This is a genomic window from Micromonospora sp. WMMC241 (assembly GCF_027460165.1).
GTDB lineage: Bacteria > Actinomycetota > Actinomycetes > Mycobacteriales > Micromonosporaceae > Micromonospora > Micromonospora humi.
In genome coordinates this window covers 2,148,721-2,169,005 of record NZ_JAPZBF010000001.1, presented here as the reverse complement: position 1 = coordinate 2,169,005, position 20,285 = coordinate 2,148,721, and the positions used below count along the sequence as shown (strand labels likewise).

Sequence of the window (20,285 nt, the reverse complement as noted above, 5' to 3'; positions counted from 1 at the left end):
GTACGCCGGCGCGGGATGAAGCTGCCCTGACGTGATGCTATATCGAACCGGTTCGATCCGCGACGTCGACATCCCGGTCTGTCCGACGGGGTTCGTCCCGCACCGCCCTCGAACCGGTCAACCGGACGGGTCACCGTCTGCGCTCCCCCGGCAGGGGGACCACGGCCCCCTGCCACCGGGAGGACCGAGCCCCCGGTCGTCGGCGAAAGTTGGTCCTTGACCGTCGAGCGACGTCCTCTCTCAGACGTGGGGAGAACCTCGCCGGGACGCCCTGAAGGGGGTTGGCATGTCATGGTCTTCGGCTCCCCGTCGCGGGTCAGGTGCCGTGCCTCGGCTCCGGTGGTGGGCGCTGGCCTGTGCCGTGTTCGTCGTCGCCGAACTGGCGTTGCGGGCGTACTGGATCGCGGGCGGTCGGTGGGGATACACCGCCTGCGACCGAACGGATCTGATCGACCCGGCCAGCGGGTGCGGCGCCGACCAGGTCGAGACGCTGCCGCTGCGGGCGGGGTGGGTGACGGTGGGCGTCGGAGTCGTCCTCGCCGTGCTGGTCGGGTGCGCGGTCCGGTTCCCCGGCCGCCTCCCGGCCGCCGGCAGTTGGGCGGCTTCCGCGCTGCTCCTGGTCCTCGCGTTCCCGCTGCACCTGCTCTTCGAGATCCCCGCGGCACTGGCGGGACGCCCCTCGGACTGGCGCGACCTCGGCACCCGGCTCGCACTGGCGGCGGGCGGTCTCCTGTTCGCCGGGCTCGCCGACGCCTGCGCTCCGCAGAGCGGGGAGCGGGCGTCCGGATACCAGCCGGTGCCGCGATGGACACGCCGCTGGGCGTACGTGGCGGCCGCTCTGCCGGTGGTCGGCTGGGCCGTACCGCACGGGCTGTGGGTGCTCGGCGTCCCGTTCGGCATCCCGCGGCGGCAGCTGGCGGACATCCGCCAGGACATGTCGACCTGGACCGGTCTGGCGATCACCGTGGTCCCGCCGCTCGCCGGCCTGCTCGTCCTCGGGCTGGCACAACGCTGGGGGCAGCGGTTCCCACTCTGGGTGCCGGGCCTGCGCGGCCGATCGGTCCCCCGGCTCCTGGCCGTCATTCCCGCCGGCGTGGTGACCCTCACGCTTGTCGCATACGGCGTCCTGAGCGTTGCGGTGCTGGCGGGAGACCTCATCGCCGGCCACACGTCCTGGTCGGGCTTACGGCAGGAGTGGGCGGTGGCGGCAACCCCGCTGGTGTTCCTCGGGTGGGGAGTGGCACTGGGCGTCACCACCAGCGGCTACGTCATTGCCACCGGCGGGTCCGACGTGGCGCACGAATCCGACGCCGGACGAGTTCCTCATTCTTTGCCGGAGCGCGCCACAGTTGCCCGACCGAGCATCCGGCGTGGGTGACGCTTTCCGTGCTGGAGGAGCCCGAGCAACTCCCAGGCTCTCCTGCGGCGCCCCGGATCTCCTGACCAGAGATAAATGGAGCCGAACAGGATCGTCGGCGCGGTCAGGAGAACGGCGGCAAAGACCAAGAGGTACACGGTTCCACTCCATCCCCTGCGCTAGTTGCCTTCACTATGCGGGTGGCCGAGTCCGTGACGCCAGCGGCCTGACAGACCTTGACGTACGTGGCCAACTCTTTCCACCTGGCAGACCTCAGGGGCGGTCGGCACCGTGGCATGCTCATTCGTCATGACGACGGACTCGGCATCGGAGGCTCTCGAGCAGTTGCGGACGCGCCTGAACCAGTTGCACCGGGAGGGCGGGGAGCCGAGCAGCCGGGAGGTCTCGCAACGGACCCGACGGGCGATCAGCCACACCACCGTGAACCAGGTCCTTCGATGCGCCAGAGCGCCTCGTTGGAACAACCTCGAAGTGGTGGTGGAGGCGCTCGGTGGCAGCATCGCGGAGTTCCGCGCGCTCTGGGTCGCGGTCCGCAACGGCGAAAGTCCGGGTCCCGCGTCGGCCGGCCGGCAGCAGGAAATTTTTGCGAGCATGGCTCGACGCAGCCAGACGTTGATCGACCAGTTCGCCGAGCAACTCTCGTACATGCGACGGGGGGAGCTGGCTCCGCGCCTGCATGCCGACGCACTGGCACTGGAACGGATCGTGAAGAGAATGCAACGCCACAATGAGAACCTGCTCCTGCTTGCCAATGTCGACCTCGGCGGCCCCCCGAAGGATCCCGTTCCCCTGATCGACGTGATACGCGCCGCGCAGGCCGAACTCGGGGTGAACCGACGGGTCGAGGTCAACTCGCCTCATCGAGAGGCCGGCATCATGCCTTCGACAGCCCGACCCGTCATCAGAATCGTGGCGGAATTGCTTGACAATGCGTTCGCGTTCTCCTCCCCCGACGGACCGCCAGTCATGATCAAGGTAACCGCCACGGATTCCGGAGTCGTCGTTCGCATCGAAGACCACGGACTCGGAATTCCAGCCGTCACCGTTGCCGACTTCGAGCAGTGGCTCAGGAACGCGGACAGCGTCGGAACGGTTCCATCCCGCACGATAGGCCTGGTCATCGTCGCTCGGCTCGCTGTGCGCCACGCGATCGGGGTCGAGTTGCGACGCAGGACGCCGCTGGGATCCGTGGCGGTGGTCACTGTTCCCGTCTCCTCGATGACGCGCATGACGCAGCCGTTGCCGACACCGCACGCTCCCTTCCCCGACCGGGGCTACCGGGCGATATTCGCCGGCATGCCACCGGGCGATCGGGCCAAACTCGTGGATCTCCTTCCGCACGAACAGGTCCGCCTGGTGCTGGCGGGGCTCGCAGCCGACCGCGCACAGTCCACCCTCGACCGGACGCGTCCACCGGACTGGCCGGCCGCGCAGGAGCCACCGGCACGTCGCGACAGGCCCGGGCTGCCGGCGAGTCGACCGGCTCCGCACTGAGCCACGGCGGCCGGGTCCCGACAGCCGGTCATCATATTGACGAACTTCGCTACCGCAGTGATAGTGGCCGCATCCCGTTCCGCCGGCGCGCGTGGGAGAACCACGTCGGTCGAGGCGCGAGCGGCCAACCGCCACCGGCCACCACCGGCAGCGCCGTGGCGCACATCCACGGGAGGACGCATGAGACGGACGTCGACGATCTGGGCGGGGCTGGCGGCCCTCGTCCTTCCGGTCACCTCCGTGGTGATGGCGCTCGGCGGGACACCGGCCGACGCCGCGGTCGGCGGCTCCGGCCCCTATCCCGCCGACTACGAGACCTCGGCCACCCTGGCCAACCACACCATCTTCCGGCCCCAGACACTCCCGTCCGAGTGCCTCCCCGTCGTCGTGTGGGGCAACGGCGGCTGTTCGGCCAACGGGCTCTCCCAGGGCAACTTCCTCCGCGAGATCGCCTCCCACGGCTTCCTCGCCATCGCCAACGGCGCGCCGAACGGGTCCGGCTCCACCACCTCGCAGATGCTCACCCAGTCCATCGACTGGGCCGTCGCGGAGAACTCCCGGGCCGGCAGCAAGTACTACAACCGGCTCGATACGTCCAGGATCGCGGTCGCGGGCTTCTCCTGTGGCGGGCTGGAGGCGTACGCCGTCTCCGCCGACCCGCGGGTCACCACGACCGGCATCTTCAGCAGCGGCCTGCTGAACGATGCCGACGACTACCAGCTCCGGCGGTTGACCAAGCCGATCGCCTACTTCATGGGCGGGCCCGGCGACATCGCCTACCCGAACGGCATGGACGACTGGGGCAAGCTGCCGGCCGGGCTGCCCGCGTTCATGGGCAACCTCAACGTCGGGCACGGCGGCACCTACGACCAGCCCAACGGCGGCGAGTTCGGCCGGGTGGCCGTGCTCTACCTCAAGTGGCGCCTCAAGGGCGATGCCACCGCCGGGCGCACCTTCGTCGGCGCCGACTGCGGCCTGTGCCACAGCCAGTGGACCGTCCAACAGAAGAACCTGACGCTCGACGACGGCCCGCCACCCACCACCCCGCCGCCCACCAGCCCGCCGCCCACCACTCCCCCGCCCAGCGGTGGGAGCTGCACCGCGGTCTACGCCGTCCAGGACCAGTGGAACGGCGGATTCGTCGCCAACGTCACCGTCACCGCCGGCGCCGCCGCGCTCAACGGCTGGCGGGTGACGCTCACTCTGGCCGGCGGAGCGTCGATCACCTCGGTGTGGAACGGCGTCGCCAGCGGCACCAGCGGGACGGTCAGCGTCACGAACCAGAGCTACAACGGACGACTGGCCGCCGGCCAGTCCACAAGCTTCGGGTTCCAGGGCACCGGAACAGGCGGCGGAGCCACCGCCACCTGCGTCGAAAGCTGACGCCCGACGACACCGACCACCTGACGCCGTACCGGCCCGGACGAACGCCCGGGCCGGTACGAACCCGTCACGGCAGGGTCACGCGGAGTTGCGCCACTTGCGGCCGTGCCGGCCGATGAGCCGGTCGGCATCGGTCGGGCCCCAGGAGGCGGCCTCGTAGGTGGGGATCGGCGAGTTGTCCTTCTCCCAGTACTCGATGATCGGGTCGACGATCCGCCAGCACTGCTGCACCTCGTCGCTGCGGATGAAGAGCGACGCGTCACCGATCAGCGCGTCCAGGAGCAGACGTTCGTACGCCTCCGGGGACTCCTCGACGAACGTCTGGTCGTAGGAGAACTCCATGGTGGCCGTGCGGACCCGGAAGGAGTGACCCGGCACCTTGGCACCGAAGCGCAGCGAGATGCCCTCGTTCGGCTGGATCCGCAGGATCAGCGCGTCGGCTTCCAGGCCGGTGAGCTGGTCGGTCGGGATCGGCAGGTGCGGCGGCCGCTGGAACTGCAGCGCCACCTCGGTGAGCCGGGCCGGCAGGCGCTTGCCGGTGCGCACGTAGAACGGCACCCCGGCCCACCGCCAGTTGTCCACGTTGAGCCGCATCGCGGCGTAGGTCTCGGTCCGCGACAGCGGATCGACGCCGGCCTCCTCCCGGTAGCCGGCCATCAGCTCCTCGCGGGTGCCGCCGCGGGTGTACTGCCCACGGACCGCGGCCTCGGCGATGTCCCGGTCCGTCGGGAGCCGGATCGCCTGCAGCAACTTCACCTTCTCGTTGCGCAGGCCCTCGGCCTCGAACGACGCCGGCGGCTCCATCAGTGCCAGCGCGAGGACCTGGAGCACGTGGTTCTGCACGATGTCCCGCATCGCGCCGGCGTCCTCGTAGAAACCGCCGCGCGAACCGACGCCCAGGGTCTCCGCGACGGTGATCTGCACGTGGTCGACCCAGGAGCGGTCCCAGATGGGCTGGAAGATCGAGTTCGCGAAGCGCAGCGCCAGCACGTTCTGGACGGTGTCCTTGCCCAGATAGTGGTCGATGCGAAAGACCTGGCGCTCGTCGAACGCGCTGTGCACGACCCCGTCGAGCTCGCGGGCCGTGACCAGGTCGCGACCGTACGGCTTCTCGATGACCAGACGGGAGAAGGACCCCTCACGCGGCTGGTTGAGCCCGACCCCGGCCAGCCCGTTGATCACCGGCTCGAAGGCCCCGGCCGGGGTCGACAGGTAGAAGAGCCGGTTACCTGACGTCCCCCGCTGCGCGTCCAACTCGTCGAGGGTCGCCACGAGCCGCTTGTAGGTCTCCGGGTCGTCGTAGCCGCCGGCCACGTACCGCACGCCGCCCCGGAGCTGGCGCTTGCTGGCGAGCGTGCGCCCACCGAGCGCGCTCTCGGCGAACTGCTCGTCCGTCATCGGCGTACGCGCCACGCCGACCAGCGCGAACTGGTCCGGCAGCCGCTCGTGCCGAGCGAGGCTCTCGACCGCCGGCAGCAGCTTGCGCCGGGTCAGATCACCGGAGGCGCCGAAGATCACCAGCGTGGCAGGCGGGGCACTCCGCTCCTGGATGAGCTGAGTTGCGTGGTCCATGGTCTGCGTTCCTCCGGGCATCAGGGGTGTCGGGTCGGGTGGCGCGGGGCTGTCATGCCGGGACTCGTGCGGCTGTTGCGGTCGTGTCCGGAACCACGCTACCGACCCCTCGGTCGCAGGGCTCGAGCGTCGCACGACGGCCCGACGGGTGGGCGGCTCGGCGGCGGTCCGGTCCGCCCGGTAGCGACAGCCGCAGCCGGCACCGACAGCACGACTCCGCGCCCGACCGCCGACTCAGGTTCGGCGCAGGGAGCGGGTGAGACCTGCCGCGATCGTCGTCGCCAGGATCACGCCGGCGACGATGAAGGCGTACGACGCCCACTGGTAGGCGCCCGTCGGCAGAAAGGCGCTCTGCTGACCGAAATCCAGTACCGGCAACAGCAGGTCGAGCGTGTAGACCAGCGGGTTGAACGACGGCGCCTTCGCCGGCTCGGCCGGCGCCGGTGGGTGGACACCGAAAAGAACCGCACCCAGCACCAGAAGCGCCGCGAAGATGACGGCGGCGCGCTGCGGTCGGTATCCGTAGCCGACCGTGGTGTCCTGGAGATAACCCCAGAGCCGGGATCCCGGGCGGGCACGGCGGGTGTCGCGCCGCTGCCGGGCGAGCAGAATCCGCCGGGCGTCCTCGCCGCGGCCCTGGCCCCGCAGCACGGTCGCCAGTTGCTCGTACGGCTGCCTGTGGTGTCCGTCGGGGTCGCGCGAGAGCCAGCCGATGCGCTCGGCCACGCCGGGGCGGGGTTCGAGGATGTCGTAGGTCAGACCGTCGAGCAGCAGCACGTCGGGCCAGGTGGCGGGGTCGTCGCGCAGCACACCGACGTGGGCGTACCGCAGGTCGACCGAGCCGCCCGGCGTGGTCGACCACCGCATCGCGATCTCACTTGCCTGCAGGCGCCAGCAACCCACTGCCCGGCCGCCGTCGGCGAGTGTCGCGTCGTCGAAGCACAGCCGGGTGCCGACCTGCGCCCCGGTCAACCGAATGCTTCCGGTGGCGGTGAAGCCGTCGCAGCAGTTGAGCAGGGAGCCGGCCCGCAGCCCGTTGGCGGCGAGCGCGTCGCCGCCACGGTTGTCGAGTGTGGCGCCCTCGAGGCGGATCGGGCCGCTCACCACGGCGTCCTCGAGGCGAAGCGCACCGCGTACCCGCAGGCCCCGATGCCCGTCGATGGTGCCCTCGACAGTCACCGCGTCGAACCGCAGGGCCACCTCGTCCGGATGCTCGAAGACGCCGGCCACCAGGCTCAGCGTCCGGCCGATGTGCGCGCTGATCGCCCGTACCTCGCCGACCGTGGTGGCCCCGTCGCCGAGCCACAGGCCACCGCCCAGCGTCGCGCGGTCGAGGCGCAGCGCGACGGCCCCCGGGTTGCGCAGCGTGGATCCGGTGAAGGTGAGCGCGTCACCGATCTTGGCGTGGCGCATCCGCACCTCGCCGTCGAAGACACATCCGCGCGCGAAGAAGCCCCCGTCGATGCCGACGCTCTCCGCCGTGAGGGCCCACCCGCCCGGTGTGTGGAACACCGCCTCGTCGACGTCGATCCCCGTACACCGGATCTGGTACATCCGCACGGAGCCGTCGAAGCGCGCGGCCCGGGCCGACAGATGGCCCCCCAGGACGGCGTTGTCCGCCACGACCGCCTCGCCGCCGGACCCGCTCACCCGAAGCGCGTCGAACACCAGGTCACCGGCGACTCGAACAGCCCTGAGGTCCAGGGTGCCGGTCACCCTGCTGTCGGTCAGGGAGAGATCACCCTCGACCACCGCATTCCGTGCGGTCAGTCCAGGAAGACGGCACCTGGTGAAGCTGACGTACCGCAGCCTCGCCCAACTCAGGTCGGGGGCCTCGTCGAACTCACACTCCTCGAACCGGATCGGTGCGCCGATCTCGGCAAAACCCAGGTCGAGACGGCCGGTCACCCGTCCGCCGACGACCCACACCACGCTCGACCGGTCCGAGGCGCCCAACTCGCGCAGGATCCCGGTCAGCACCGACGCACGCAGGACCGGTCGCCGAGCCTCGTCGTCTCGCAGGTCGGCACGGCTGCCGGCGCGGACGGCATCCGCCCAGCGACTCTCGGCATCGAAGGCGGCGTCGGTCATCCGCCGATTCTGCCCCCACGACGCTCACCGTCGGATCGGCACCGGAGACCGCGACCGGCCACCCGCACCGGGTGCCACCCGCCACCCCGGCGATTGAGCAGGTCACGGGCGGGGTAGTGGCCCTTCTCGCGGAAGATCAATCGGCGGCCGGTCCCGGCCCGCCCGGCAAGAGGGGTACCACCGGTGCGAAGCTGGGGGCGCGACGCCGTCGCGCGGTTGCGGGGCGACGGGATGACCGTGGTCGAGCTGACCGCCGCGGCCGCGGTCGCCTGGATAGTGGCGGCGGTGGTGATCCGTCACCCGGACCCGTTCTACGCCCCGACCGCCGCGCTCGTCGTGCTCGGCGAGTCCCGCGGGCGACGACTGCGGCAGACCGTCGAGATCCTGCTCGCCGTGGCCGCCGCCGTGCTCGTCGCGGAACTGCTGGTGTACGCGCTGGGCCCGGGCACCGGCACGGTCCTGCTGGTGCTGGTGCTGACCACCACCACCCTCGTGGTGATCGGTGCCCGCCGCGCCCTGGTCGTGCAGGCCACCGTCTCGGCCATGTACCTGGTCGTGGTCGCCGCGCCGCACGGGACGCTGATGCCGTTCCGCTTCGTCGACGCGCTCATCGGCGGCGCGGTGGCGCTGGCCGCCAGCCAGCTGATGGCCGCCCGGGACCCGCTGGCGCCGCTGGTGGCGCAGGCTCGGCGCAGCTACACCGACCTGGCCGACCTGCTCGAGGAGGTGAGTGCGGCCCTGCGGAGCTGTGACGAGGATGCCGCCCGCGCCGCGCTGGAGCAGGCCCGGCAGGTCGACAACTGCGTCGCCGAGATGCAGGCCGCCGTGCTCGCCACCGGTGAGACGCTGCGACTGGGACTGCGCCGCCGGCACCTGGGCAAGCTCGTCGAGGTGGAGGCGACGCTGCGGCAGCTCGACTACGCCGCCCGCAACATCCGGGTGCTGGCCCGCGCCGGTGTGACGCTGACCCGCCGGCACACCGCCACGCCGCCCGAGCTGGCCGCCGCGATCGGTGCGCTGACCACCGCCGTACGGTCGGCCGGTGAGGCCCTGGCCCGCGACCTCGGCGGCGCCGACGCCGACCGGCACGCGCACCGGGCCGACGCCGCGGCCCTGGAGGCGGTCCGGATCGCCGCGGGCCTGCTGCGGACCGACCCGCCGCTCCCGGTCACCATGATCGTCGGGCAGATCCGGGCCACCGCGATCGACCTGCTGCGCGGCGTCGGTCACGACGACGTGAACGTGCTGGACCGGGTGGACGAGGCGCTCGGGTTGAGCCGGGCGTGACGCCGGGCCGGGCGCGCGACCCGGAGCGCGGCGACGTGACCGTCGGTAACGATCGGAGGCAATGAGGCGCAGCTCGTACCCTATGTTGTATTTCTTCTATGGGCCGTCTACGGTGGTCGCATGAGCGAGCAGGTCACCGTCACCGTGCCGGTCGCGAAGGTGCTCGCGGCCATGGTGGACGACCCGCACGGCGACCACTACGGCCTGGCCCTGATCAAGGCCACCGGGCTGCCCAGCGGCACGTTGTATCCGATCCTGCTGCGCCTGGAGAACGCCGGTTGGTTGCGGTCGCACTGGGAGGACGTCGACCCGGTGCAGGCACGGCGGCCGGCACGCCGTTACTACCGACTCACCACCGACGGCGCCGCCCGTGCCCGCGCTGCCCTGACCCGGCTGGGCGAGCAGACCCGCCCCGCCCCGACTCCGAGGTGGGCCTGAATGCCGGCGGCCGACACCATCCCCCGACTCGCCGTGCTGCTGCTGGCCCACGCCGCCCGACGCTGGCCGGCCGACCTCCGCGAACAGTCCCACCGGGCATGGCTGGCGGAACTGCACGCGCTCGCCGCCGACCCCGACACCGGCCGATGGGCCCGCACCTGGCAGGCGCTGCGGTTCAGCCTCAGCCTGGCGGTCCGCCGACCGGCCCCGTCCTCGACGCCCCTGCCACCGGTGGTGACCGCACCCCGGCCGGCCCGGGAACTGTTCGTGGCCGCGATCGGTGTGGCGATCTTCGGTACGCCGATCGCGATGCTGCTGGTCCACCTGCCGGCTGCGGTGGCCGACCGGCTGCCCGATCCCGACAGCACCGACGCCGTGCACCGACTGCCCCTGTTGGCTCTCGTGCCGGCCCTGACCGCGGTCGGCCTGCTGGCCGGCCGGCGGCTGGCTCGCCGGGACACCTCGGGCGGGGTGACCCGCACCGTGGCGATCATCATCGTCGGCTGGTGCTGCGCGCGCCTGCTGCCGATGTTCGGCGGGATCCTGACCGCCCTGCCCGGGTTGGCGCTGTGGGCCCTCGGCCTGTGGGCCGCCGCGCAGGCGATCATCCGCCTCCCCCGGGGCCCACGCCGACCGCTGGTATGGCTGGCCCTCGCGGCGGGCATGCTGATCATGGCTGACCTGGCGGTGATCTCGACCGTCTGGCTCGGCGTCGACGCCGGCGACGCGCCTCGCGCATACGCGCTGTCGTGGTTTCCCGGCGCCCTGCTGGACCCGGCCGTCGCGGTACCCATGGGGGCCGGGACGGCCGGGGATCCAGCCACCAACACCGTTCTCGACGCGGTCGAGTTCCTCCCCCACGGGCTGATCATCACCAGCGCGTTCGCCCTGGCCTACGTGCACGCCTCGCGGCGAGCCTCGGACCGGTACGCGGGTCACGCCTAGTTCCAGGCGTGGACCCGCGCATGGAACCGTCGCTCGCCTCCGGCGGCCTACGGTTTGCGGGCGAGGAGCCCGACGAAGGTGTGATAGGTGTCGGTCTGCTGCGGCGCGGCCGTGCCCGGATCCGGACGCCACTCGGCCAGCGGCACCAACCCCGGCTCCAGCAGCGTCAGCCCGTCGGCGAAGGAGAGGATCTCCTCATCGGTACGCCAGCGGCCGGTGCCCAGCGACTCGTTGAAGACCCGCTCGACCTCGCGTGCCTTCCGGGACCCTTCCGGGTCCCGCTCGCCCGGGTCACGGAAGTGCGAGATCGCCACATAGCTGCCCGACGGCAACGCGTCGATCAACTCCGCCGACACCGCTCGCGGCTCCTCGTCGTCGCCGAGGTGGTGCAGGATCGCGAAGAGCAACAGCCCGATCGGCCGGTCGAAGTCGAGGAACCGGCGGACGTCCGGGTCGTCCAGGATCTCCTGGGGTCGCCGGATGTCGGCCTGGATCACCGTCGCGGTGCCCTCCGCGGCGAGCAGGGCCCGCCCGTGCGTCAGGACGATCGGGTCGTTGTCCACATAGACCACCCTGGCGCTCGGGTTGTGCTCGGTGGCGACCTCGTGCACGTTGCCCTGCGTGGGTAGACCGGAACCGATGTCGAGGAACTGGTCGATGCCGGCCTCGGTGACGAGGAAGCGGATCACCCGGCGCAGGAAGGCCCGGTTCGCCTGGCCGGCCGCCGGCCCGTCCGGGGTGATCCGCAGGGCGTGCTCGGCGACCTTCCGGTCGACCTCGAAGTTGTCCTTGCCGCCCAGGAAGTAGTCGTAGACCCGGGCCACGCTGGGAACGGTGAGGTCGATTCCGGGGGGTGCGGCCTTGTCGCGGGTCACTGGCATCTCCATCCGATTCTGATCAGCGCACCGGGCCTGTGGGCGGTTCCGGACTTCGTCCCGGAGTCTAGCGACCGGACGGTGTGGACCGTCGCCCCGTTGGTACCGCTCCCAGCGGATCGGCCCCGCGACCAGGAAGCACGCCGAATGGCGGTGACGGCGTGTCGGCCACCGTCACCCCGGCGGCCTGCGCGGAGGGGCCGGGGCGGTCGAAGCCACCCCGGCCCGGCGACGTCAGACCACGGCCACGCAGGCCGAGAATTCGGATGTCGCGTCGGCGGCCGCCCCGGCGGTCAGCAGGGTGGCGGTCGCGACCACCAGTTGACCGACGGCGGCCGGCACCGCGGTCGGAGTGTTGCCGCTGATGTTTCCGGCCGCGTTCGTGGTGACGACGGTGTCGCCGAGGAAGACCCGTCCCTCGCCGTGTCCGGAGCCGTCACACGCGCCGCTGGCGAAGAGCTCGATACGGAACTGGCTGGACACCTGGCTGTTGAGACTCCAGCTGACGGTCGTGACGCCGGCGACCGTGGTGGCCGAGGTGACCCTGGGGTAGTTCTGCAGACCGTTGGCGCCGAGGTCGACGTCCAGGGCGTCGTTCGCGGTCACGCCGTTCGGGTTCAGGTCGATGCCCAGCCCGGTGTTGGCGTAGATGGAGTTGCGCGCCAACGCGTTCGAGGAGAAGCCCGCGGGGACCTGGACGGTGACGCCGTCGCCGTTGTTGTACGCGATGACGTTCGGCGGCGCGTTCGGGTCGGTGGAGCCGATGGTGTTTCCGCTGCCGTTGGCGAGCACGCCGCTGGCCCCGTTGCCACGGTTGACGGCCAGCAGGGCGTCGGTGCCGATGGTGTTGCCCAGCACCTTGATCTCGTCGGCGTCGGTCTCCAGGAACACACCGGCGCCTCTGTTTGCCGAGATGACGTTGCCGGATCCCTCGGTGAGGCCGCCGATCACGTGGGCGTCGCCGTGCACCAGGACGCCGTGGCCGGCGTTGCCGAGCGCGGTGAAGCCGTCCACGCCGAGGCCGATGTAGTTACCTTCGACGCGGTGGCCGTTGCTGTCCAGCCGGACGCCGTCGCCGCCGTTGGCCGAGATGACGTTGCGGGCATCGGTGGTGGAACCGCCCACCCTGTTGTCGCTGCCGCTGTCGATGTCGACGCCGTCGTCGCCGTTGCCGATCGGCACCAGGCCGTTGAGGGCGACGCCGATCAGGTTGCCCTCCAGGACGTTGGTGCTGCCCAGGCGGTCCACCTCCACGCCGTCGAAGACGTTGCCGGAGATGACGTTGGCGGCGATCGTGTTGCCGTCACCGGTGATCTCCACGCCGGTGTCGTTACCCAGCGCAGCCAGGCCGGCCGCGTTGAGACCGATCACGTTTCCCTGGACGAGGTTGTGCCCGCCGCTGATGGCGATGCCGCTGTCCCGGTTGGCGGAGATGACGTTGCGGTCCTCGGGGGCGGGCCCGCCGATGGTGTTCCCGTCGCCCTCGACCTCGATGCCGCCGCCGTTGTTGCCGAGCGGGTTCATCCCGGCGTAGCCCACGCCGATGTAGTTGCCCCGGATCACATTGTCGGCACCGGCCACGCAGAGCCCGTCGTTGGCGCAGGACGCGCCCGCGACGGGACCGGCCGCACCGCGGATGACGAGGCCGGCGATCAGGCTGTCGTCGGCCCGCAGGTCGAGGCCGAAGGCGACGTTGCTCGCGTCGAGCACGATCCTGAGCGCGGCCGGCGTTCCGGGACCCGCCTGCGCCGCGCCGGGCTGGGTGTACCCCCGGATCTTCACGGAGTCGGTGATCGACGGCAGGTTGGCGGCCAGCGTGATCACCTGCACCCCGCCGCCCGGGATTCTGAACTCGATGGTGTCGGGACCCGGGTTCGCGTTCGCCTGGACGATCGCGTCGCGGAGGGAGCCGGCACCGGCGTCCGCGGCGGTCACCACGACGAAGGGCAGTACCACGAGAGCCGACGCGGGCACCGCCGCGGCCGAGACGACGAGCGTCGAGGCCAGCGCGGCGGTGAGCATGACGGTGAGCATCCGTTTCACGGTGTTCTCCTCTGGATTGCGGTCGATGCCCCGAGGATCGGCCGCATCGGTGCTCACCCTCCAGGTCAGACGGTGGTCAATCACTGCCCAACCGCGGGCCCGGGCCCACCGGACCGTTGACATCGATGCGGTCCGCTGACACAGTCCGGGCCGGTGACTACTCAGGGGGAGATCGCGGTGCCGTTCCGATCCGTGCCCCCGGAGCACGCCCTCGCGATCGCCTCGGCCGAGATCGACCGGCTCGGCCTCACGGCGCGAGCGGTGGTCCTCGGCCCGGCCGCATCGCCGACCATGCGCGTCGCGTTGTTCCGGGACGGGGCACGGGTCGCCGTGGGTGCGGGGAAGGGAGCGGGCCCGCAGGGTGCGGCGAGCGCGTACTTCGAGGCCCTGGAGCGCCATCTCATGTCGGCTCGGGACAACCGCCGATGGAGTACGGACGTCACCGGACTCCTGCCGGCGAGCGTCGTGGCCGGGCAGTCCGCCCTGGAGCCCGATCTGGTCGTGCGGCGGTGGGCGACGGAGTTTCCGGACTCCGTCGCGGCATGTGCCTCGTACGGCGAGGTCCGTTATCCCACCTTCCTCACGGACCCGCGCTACTACCGGTGGCCGGTGCCGGGTGACGACGTCCGGCCGTACCGCGGTCTGCTGCGGTACTCGTCGAGTCTGGGCACCGCGGCCGGCGTCGACCTGGCGGAGGCCGTCTATCACGGCCTCTGCGAGCTGATCGAACACGACGGGCTCGGCCAGGCGCTGCTCCGTTGGTACGTCGCCGGAGTGCCGGACGTCGACCTCGTGCCGGTCGAGGGCCTGCCGGACGGGTTGCGGGCACTGCACGCGCAGGCCGTACGGGCAGCCGGCGCACCCGTACACCTGCTCGACGTCACGACCGACCTGGAGGTGCCGGTGTACCTGGCGGTCAGCCCGGCGGCCGGCGGCGAACCGACCCGGCTCGGGGCCGGCGCGTCGCTCTGGGCCACCGACGCCGCGTCGCGTGCCCTCGGCGAGCTGATCCAGGTCTGCGCGCTCTCCTCCTCCGCCACCGTCCTGCCCGCGGTCCAGCGTCTGGCGAACTGGCCGGCCCTGCGACGCTGCGCCCTGATGCCACTCGAGGAACTCCTCTCCGGCCCGGTTCGGGCGGTGCCGCTGCGCGCGGACGTGGCCGGCGACGGCAGCCCGGCCTGGGGGCTGGAGCACGTCCAGCAGGCTCTGGCCCGTCGCGGCGTCGACCACCACGTGTGTGAGGTCGCGCCGGTCGGCTCGTCGATCGCGGTGGCCACCACGATCGCCCCGGGGCTGGAGCGCTTCAGCCTGGTGCGGCACGGGGTGCCCGTCATCCCGACCGGACGAGGTTGGCACTTGTGGCCCTCGCCGGAGGGGGCGACGATCGACCGACCATGTCCGGTCCGAACACGATGAGGAGAAAACATGTCTGCTGACGACCACCACTTCGCGCGTGGTGACAGGGACGACGAACCGATGGCCGGGCCCGGCGGGCCCGGCGGGAACCTGTGCTTCCTCCCCGGCGACGACGGCGAGGGGTCGACGGCCCGGCTCGGTGGACCTGGCGGCGGTGGGGGCCAGGCGTGCTTCCACCCCGGGGACGAGGAGGGCGCGCCGACGAATCGCCTCGCCGACGACCTGGCGGCGGACCTGCACCTCGCGCTGACCGGCATCGACGACCGGCAACTCGCCCTGCTGGCCTGACGCAGGGCGTGACGCGGCTCGTCGAGACAGCCGGCGTCGACGGACGCCGGCTGTTCCACCGTGACTTCTCCCTCTGGTACCTCGCCCGATCGATCTCGGTGGCCGGGACCGCGGCCAGCGCCGTCGCCCTGCCGCTGCTCGTCTACCGGACGAGTGCGTCCCCGACGCTGACCGCGGCGGTGGTCGGGCTCGAAGCCCTGCCGTACCTGCTGTTCGGGCTCTTCGCCGGCGCCGCCGCCGACCGCCTGCGGCGCCGGCGCATGATGATCGTCGCGGACGTGTGCTGCGCTGTCCTGCTCGCCACCGTGCCGGTCGCCGCGTCGCTCGACGGGCTGGCCTCCTGGCACCTGCTCCTCGTGGCGTTCGGGGTGGGTTGCGGGTTCTGCTGGTTCGACGCCGCGGCGTGGGGCGCCTTCGTCCGCATCGTCGGCAGGGCGGGGGTGACCCGGGCGAACAGCCTCATCTGGTCCACCGAGATCGTGCTGGAGATCGCCGCGCCCGCCGCCGCCGGACTGCTGGCCGCGATCGCCGACCCCACCCTGGTGCTGGCCGTCGACGCCGTCACCTACCTGGTGTCCGCCGCGCTGCTCGCCCAGATCCGCGCCGGGTTGGACGCGGGACCGACGGCGGCCCACCGGCTCCGGGCCGAGATCGCCGAAGGGGTACGCCACCTGTGGCGGACGCCGGTCCTGCGGACGCTGACCGCTGCCGGTTTCGGCCTCAACGTCGCCGCCGGCGGCGTGCTGGGCCTGCTCGTGGTCCACGCCGACCAGGCGCTCGGCCTGAGCCCGGAGGACCGGCGCCTCGGCCTGCTCTACGCCGCCGCCGCAGGCGGCTCGCTGGTCGCCGCCGTCGTCCTGCCCAGAGCCACCCGTTGGGCCGGCCAGGGGACGGTGTCCATCGGAGGGCTCGTCCTCTTCGTCGCGGCCCTCGTCGGCCTGGCCGGCACGTCGGTGTTCACCCTGGCGGTGGCGTGGTGGGCGGTCTGGGCGGTGGCGCGCCTGACCGTGAACGCGAACGGCATCACCGTGCGCCAGCTGCTCACACCCGATGCGCTGCAGGGCCGCGTCAACACCACCGGGCGCATGCTGGCCTGGGGCGGTACGCCGTTCGGCGCGCTGATCGGCGGGGTGGTCGCGGACACGCACGGGGCCCGGGTCGCGTACCTGGTGCTGGCGGTTCCCGTCGTGCTCAGCCTCGCCCTGGTCCTTGCCTCGCCGGTGCGCGGTCTCCGCGTCACGGTCGGCTGACGTGATGGTGAACCCTGCGGCGGGTCAGTGCGGGAGTTCGGCGGCGCAGCAGCTCTCGCCGTCGGCGGAGAGCAGGCCCTCGAAGTCCGCACAACTGATGCGGCCGGCACAGTCGTCTGCCGACTGCCGGCACGGAATCAGAGGACGCGCGTCCGGCGCGCCCCGGATCGAAGGCCCGCGAGCGGGCCGACGGCACCGTCTCGCCCGGGTTGCCGGGGTGCGCCCGACAGGTCGACGTCCATCACGGCGGGGCTGCCGTCCACCTCCTCGAACTCCGCGTCGGCGCAGCGGACCCGGCCCAGGTCCCGGCCGTTGATCGCATCCACACGGGCCTCGTCGAACGCCGCGGGGAGATCGGTGACGAGCCAGACCCCGTCGTCCTCGTCGACGACTGTCGCCGTCGCGGCGCCCAGGATCCGCGCCTCACGCTCACCGTCGAACGGCCGGGCGCCCGCGGCGTAGGCGTTCGCGCGGGCGTACACCGGTTGTTTCACCTCGAGGAACTTCTGCTGGTCGCTGGGCGGCTGGTCGTCGAGGCGGGCCAGGTACTCCTCGAACGACGCGGGATGGCCGTCGTATCCGGCGGTGCCGGCCAGCGGCGGCCCCTCGCCCTCCGCGCCCGTCGCGTAGGCCGCGCCCGGGTCGCCGCCCAGGAAGAGGTTGCCCATCCACCTGTCGTCGCCGCCGTAGATCACCGCGTAGCCGGCGACCTGGGTGCTGTGCGGCCGGTGGTACGGCGTGGCACGGTCCAGCACCGGTTCCAGCCGCAACGTGCCACAGATCAGGTTGTAGACGAAGGCCCCTCCCTGGCTGAACAGCTCCAGCGCGGCGGGTGAGCCGAAGATGTTGTGCTCGACCAGGTAGGGACCGTGGCTGACCTCGACGAAGAGGTCCCGGCAGTTGTCGTGGTAGACGTTGCGGGAGAGCCGGGTGCCCTGCGCCTGCCAGTCCAGCCAGGTGCCGAGCGAGCAGCCGTGGATCCGGTTGCGCCGGATCACCACGTCGATGGCCGCGTGCAGCTTGATGCCGGCGATCTCGTACCCGTAGAACTCGCGTTTCACGCCGATGCGGTGGATGTGGTTGTCCTCGATGGTGGAGAACGCGCATCCGAGGTGGCCCACTATCGCGTTCTGGCCGCAGTCGTAGATCGTGTTGCGTCGGATCACGTGCGAGCCGACGTGCTCCCGGTCCCACCCGATCTGGCGGGCCGCGAAGACGGACTCCAGCTGGTACTGGTAGCCCGGCTTGTCACCGCGGAGAGCCGAGTGGTTCTGCCCGGTCGACCCCTCCTTCCCGATCGAGATCGCCGCGCACTTGGCGTCGTGGATCACGTTGTCCTCGATGACCCACCCCTTCGCCCAGTGGGGCCCGATCAGGCCCGGCTGGTCGGCGGTCGGCGGCGCCCACGGACTGGCCGCGTGCGCCAGCTCGAAGCCGCGGACGGTGATGTAGTCCAGGTGCGGCTGGTCCGGGTAGAAGACGCTGCGGCGTACGTTGATCTCCACCAGTTCCGTGTTCGGGTCGGCGCCCCGGAAGTTGGCCCAGATCGTCGTCCGCGCTCCGACCTCGGCGTACCAGACCAGCTGGGTCCGGTCCGGATCGCCGACCGGATGGGTCACCCCGGTCCAGTGGTCGACGACAGCGGTGCGGCGGGGTGGATCGTCGACCTCCGCCCGGCTCGCCACCTCGAAGAAGCTCAGGCCGTTCAGGTAGACGTCGCCGAGGTGCCGGCGTGGCGCACCCTTGCCGTACACGATCCAGTCGCCGGTCACCTCCTCGGCGAACGGGTTGAACGAGCCGAACAGCGCGTTGTCGACGACCGCCCGCCACACCGTCCCGCCGAGCGGTTCCCAGCCCGTGACGCGTTCCGATCCCTTGATCACCACGTGCTCGCCGGGCGCCGGCTCGTAGGTGATGCGGCGGGAGTCGCTGAGACCGCCACGGCGTGGCTTCACCCACTCGCGGTACTCCCCCGCGTGCACCACCACCGTGTCACCAGGCTGCGCGACGCCGGCCGCCCGGTTGATCGTCCGGAACGGTCGCTCCGCGCCGCCGTCGGCGCGATCCGAACCGGTGGTCGCGACATGGAATACGGATGCCATCCGGGAAGCCCTCCTGGTCGAGTGGTTCACGCAGCTGTCGACACGTTCGCGGCCGGTCCACCCCACACCGGCAGGTCGAGCCGGGACGGGTGGGCGCCGGCGTGGGAGATCTCCTGCCGCGCCCGTACCGTGGTGGTCGCCGTGGCGGCCGGTTCGCCGCCACCGGGATTGCGGGCGTAGCGCGGATGCGCTCCGGAGCTGACCTGCACGGCGACGCGGTGGCCGGCGGCGAAGCGGTGGAACGCCGGCCACAGCGGCACCTCCAGCTCGACGAAACCGTCCTCGTCGGGCAGCGGGTCGCTACCCGCGGTACCGACGCCGCCGATGCGGCGGATGCCGTCGCACACGCCCATGGACCGGCCGTCGGGGTGCACGTCGCAGATCCGGATGAACACGTCCGCGCTGGCCGCTGTCGAGCGGAACCGGACCCGGGCGATCGGCTCGCCGGCGAGGACGACAGCGTGGTCCAGCGGTGGACCGCGGAAGACGACCACGTCCGCCCGGCGTTCGTGGGCGCCGTTGTCGACCGGGCCCGGGCCGGGACCACCGACTGCGGGTGTCGGCTGGTCGGGATCGTAGGTGTAGCGGGTGCTGCCCCCGTCGGGGACGGCCGCGTCGAGCAGCCCGCACGGATGCAGGTACCACCGCTGCGCGGCGGTGCCCGGCGGCGGCCACGCGGGTAGGTCGTGCCACTGTTCCGCGCCGGTGAGGAAGGCGCGCACGGGCGCCGGCCGGGCCGCGGGCGCGCCGGCGAAGTGCTCCTTGAGGAACGCGATCGACTCGGCGAGGAACGGGCTCTGATCGCTGCCGTGGCCCCACGGGCCGATGGTGAGCCGCGGCGGGCGACCGGCCGCGGCGAGTTGGGCGTAGTTGCGCAACTGCCAGGGAAGGAAGATGTCGTACCAGCCGGTGGCCATGTAGACGGGCGCGGTGACGTCGGGCACCGACGCGGTGTGCGACTGCCGGGTCCAGTAGTCGTCGGAGAGCTTCTCGTGGGCCAGCCAGTCCTGGTACCAGCCGATCGGGCGGCCCGCGACCGCGGTGTCGCCGCGGGACAGCGGCAGCACGTCGAAGGCTTCGGCCAGCTTCCGGTCCGGCCGACGCGCGAGCCGCGCCCTGACCAGGGCGCCGCGCACGCCCCGCAGGACCATCCGGCGCGACCAGCCGAGTGAGCCGCCCAGCGCGAAGGCCCCGTTGTTCCAGGTGACCGCGCCGAAGTCGGCCATCGTGACGTTCAGGCACAGGGCGTCCGGGGCGTTCCCGGGATCGTCACGGCACATCCGTCCCGCCACGGCCCACTGGGTGTAGCCGAGGTAGCTCTCCCCGTGCGTCGCGACCGCGCCGGTGAACCAGGGCTGCCGGCGTACCCACCGGTGGGTGGCCATGCCGTCCCGCTGCTCGTCGAGCTGCGGCCGGAAGATGCCACCGGAGCCGCCCGTGCCGCGGCAGCTCTGCACCAGAACCGGGAATCCCTCGCCGGCCAGCGCCGGCGCGTGGGTGAGTGAGCCGTGCCGGCCGTACGGCGAGCGGACGACGACAGTGGGCAACGGCGGTTCCACCGGGCCGACCGGCAGGTAGAGGTCGGCGACCAGGTCGACGCCGTCGTCCATCGGCACGCGCAGCCTGCGCCGCACGGAGAACGCGTACGAGGGCTCGGGGGACGCGTGGCGACGGACGCGCCGGAGTCGGCCGGACAGTCGGTGGCGGAGGCTCGTCATCACCG

At 71.9% G+C, this 20,285-nt stretch carries 15 protein-coding genes; 9 read left to right on the top strand and 6 right to left on the bottom strand.

Annotated features, from left to right (window positions below):
* Positions 1–325 precede the first annotated feature (325 nt).
* The 3 genes from O7598_RS10235 (at position 326) to O7598_RS10225 (ending at position 4,255) form a co-directional block, all read left to right on the top strand.
* A complete protein-coding gene (locus O7598_RS10235; protein ID WP_269691074.1) occupies positions 326–1,378 on the top strand; it encodes a hypothetical protein in 1,053 nt (350 codons plus the stop codon).
* Between the two features lie 288 nt (positions 1,379–1,666).
* Positions 1,667–2,872 carry a sensor histidine kinase gene (locus O7598_RS10230; protein WP_269691073.1) on the top strand — a complete coding sequence of 402 codons (1,206 nt, stop codon included), beginning with the start codon at positions 1,667–1,669 and terminating at the stop codon, positions 2,870–2,872.
* Positions 2,873–3,052: 180 nt separating this feature from the next.
* Positions 3,053–4,255 carry a cellulose binding domain-containing protein gene (locus O7598_RS10225; protein ID WP_269691072.1) on the top strand — a complete coding sequence of 401 codons (1,203 nt, stop codon included), beginning with the start codon at positions 3,053–3,055 and terminating at the stop codon, positions 4,253–4,255.
* 78 nt (positions 4,256–4,333) lie between these two features.
* On the opposite strand, the gene zwf is transcribed toward O7598_RS10225, so the two are convergent.
* The gene (zwf, locus tag O7598_RS10220; RefSeq protein ID WP_269691071.1) at positions 4,334–5,827 is read right to left on the bottom strand and encodes a glucose-6-phosphate dehydrogenase; all 1,494 of its coding nucleotides are present in this window, start codon (positions 5,825–5,827) and stop codon (positions 4,334–4,336) included.
* A gap of 234 nt (positions 5,828–6,061) precedes the next feature.
* Entirely contained in the window at positions 6,062–7,918 is a 1,857-nt protein-coding gene (locus O7598_RS10215) for a hypothetical protein (RefSeq protein WP_269691070.1), read from the bottom strand.
* A 183-nt stretch (positions 7,919–8,101) separates the two neighbouring features.
* Between O7598_RS10215 and O7598_RS10210 the strand changes: the two genes are divergently transcribed.
* The 3 genes from O7598_RS10210 to O7598_RS10200 all read left to right on the top strand — a co-directional run bounded on the left by O7598_RS10210 (position 8,102) and on the right by O7598_RS10200 (position 10,588).
* Positions 8,102–9,205: an FUSC family protein gene (locus O7598_RS10210; protein WP_269691069.1), complete on the top strand. Its 1,104-nt coding sequence runs from the start codon at positions 8,102–8,104 to the stop codon at positions 9,203–9,205.
* A 120-nt stretch (positions 9,206–9,325) separates the two neighbouring features.
* Positions 9,326–9,643, top strand: coding sequence for a PadR family transcriptional regulator (locus O7598_RS10205; RefSeq protein ID WP_269691068.1), 318 nt, complete (start codon positions 9,326–9,328; stop codon positions 9,641–9,643).
* Entirely contained in the window at positions 9,644–10,588 is a 945-nt protein-coding gene (locus O7598_RS10200) for a hypothetical protein (RefSeq protein WP_269691067.1), read from the top strand.
* 47 nt (positions 10,589–10,635) lie between these two features.
* Here O7598_RS10200 and O7598_RS10195 read toward each other — a convergent pair whose 3' ends face one another.
* Positions 10,636–11,469, bottom strand: a complete 834-nt coding sequence (locus O7598_RS10195) for an SAM-dependent methyltransferase (protein ID WP_269694831.1) — start codon at positions 11,467–11,469, stop codon at positions 10,636–10,638.
* Positions 11,470–11,697: 228 nt separating this feature from the next.
* Positions 11,698–13,506 (bottom strand): right-handed parallel beta-helix repeat-containing protein, encoded by a 1,809-nt coding sequence (locus O7598_RS10190; RefSeq protein ID WP_269691066.1) that lies wholly within the window; start codon positions 13,504–13,506, stop codon positions 11,698–11,700.
* 153 nt (positions 13,507–13,659) lie between these two features.
* Between O7598_RS10190 and O7598_RS10185 the strand changes: the two genes are divergently transcribed.
* The 3 genes from O7598_RS10185 to O7598_RS10175 are packed head-to-tail and all read left to right on the top strand — an operon-like array spanning position 13,660 to position 16,460.
* Positions 13,660–14,922 carry a YcaO-like family protein gene (locus O7598_RS10185; protein ID WP_269691065.1) on the top strand — a complete coding sequence of 421 codons (1,263 nt, stop codon included), beginning with the start codon at positions 13,660–13,662 and terminating at the stop codon, positions 14,920–14,922.
* 9 nt (positions 14,923–14,931) lie between these two features.
* Positions 14,932–15,210 (top strand): hypothetical protein, encoded by a 279-nt coding sequence (locus tag O7598_RS10180; protein WP_269691064.1) that lies wholly within the window; start codon positions 14,932–14,934, stop codon positions 15,208–15,210.
* Positions 15,211–15,218: 8 nt separating this feature from the next.
* A complete protein-coding gene (locus O7598_RS10175; RefSeq protein WP_269691063.1) occupies positions 15,219–16,460 on the top strand; it encodes an MFS transporter in 1,242 nt (413 codons plus the stop codon).
* Between the two features lie 137 nt (positions 16,461–16,597).
* On the opposite strand, the gene O7598_RS10170 is transcribed toward O7598_RS10175, so the two are convergent.
* Both O7598_RS10170 and O7598_RS10165 read right to left on the bottom strand, forming a co-directional pair.
* The gene (locus O7598_RS10170; protein ID WP_269691062.1) at positions 16,598–18,562 is read right to left on the bottom strand and encodes a right-handed parallel beta-helix repeat-containing protein; all 1,965 of its coding nucleotides are present in this window, start codon (positions 18,560–18,562) and stop codon (positions 16,598–16,600) included.
* Positions 18,563–18,588: 26 nt separating this feature from the next.
* On the bottom strand, positions 18,589–20,280 hold the full coding sequence (locus O7598_RS10165) for a CocE/NonD family hydrolase (RefSeq protein ID WP_269691061.1): 1,692 nt from the start codon (positions 20,278–20,280) through the stop codon (positions 18,589–18,591).
* Positions 20,281–20,285: the final 5 nt, after the last annotated feature.

Bases quoted from the DNA above. Each gene is read 5' to 3' on its own strand.
- O7598_RS10230 (WP_269691073.1), top strand. From the start codon at position 1,667: ATGACGACGGACTCGGCATCGGAGGCTCTCGAGCAGTTGCGGACGCGC.
- O7598_RS10225 (WP_269691072.1), top strand. From the start codon at position 3,053: ATGAGACGGACGTCGACGATCTGGGCGGGGCTGGCGGCCCTCGTCCTT.
- zwf (WP_269691071.1), bottom strand. From the start codon at position 5,827: ATGGACCACGCAACTCAGCTCATCCAGGAGCGGAGTGCCCCGCCTGCC.
- O7598_RS10215 (WP_269691070.1), bottom strand. From the start codon at position 7,918: ATGACCGACGCCGCCTTCGATGCCGAGAGTCGCTGGGCGGATGCCGTC.
- O7598_RS10205 (WP_269691068.1), top strand. From the start codon at position 9,326: ATGAGCGAGCAGGTCACCGTCACCGTGCCGGTCGCGAAGGTGCTCGCG.
- O7598_RS10200 (WP_269691067.1), top strand. From the start codon at position 9,644: ATGCCGGCGGCCGACACCATCCCCCGACTCGCCGTGCTGCTGCTGGCC.
- O7598_RS10195 (WP_269694831.1), bottom strand. From the start codon at position 11,469: ATGCCAGTGACCCGCGACAAGGCCGCACCCCCCGGAATCGACCTCACC.
- O7598_RS10180 (WP_269691064.1), top strand. From the start codon at position 14,932: ATGTCTGCTGACGACCACCACTTCGCGCGTGGTGACAGGGACGACGAA.
- O7598_RS10170 (WP_269691062.1), bottom strand. From the start codon at position 18,562: ATGGCATCCGTATTCCATGTCGCGACCACCGGTTCGGATCGCGCCGAC.
- O7598_RS10165 (WP_269691061.1), bottom strand. From the start codon at position 20,280: ATGACGAGCCTCCGCCACCGACTGTCCGGCCGACTCCGGCGCGTCCGT.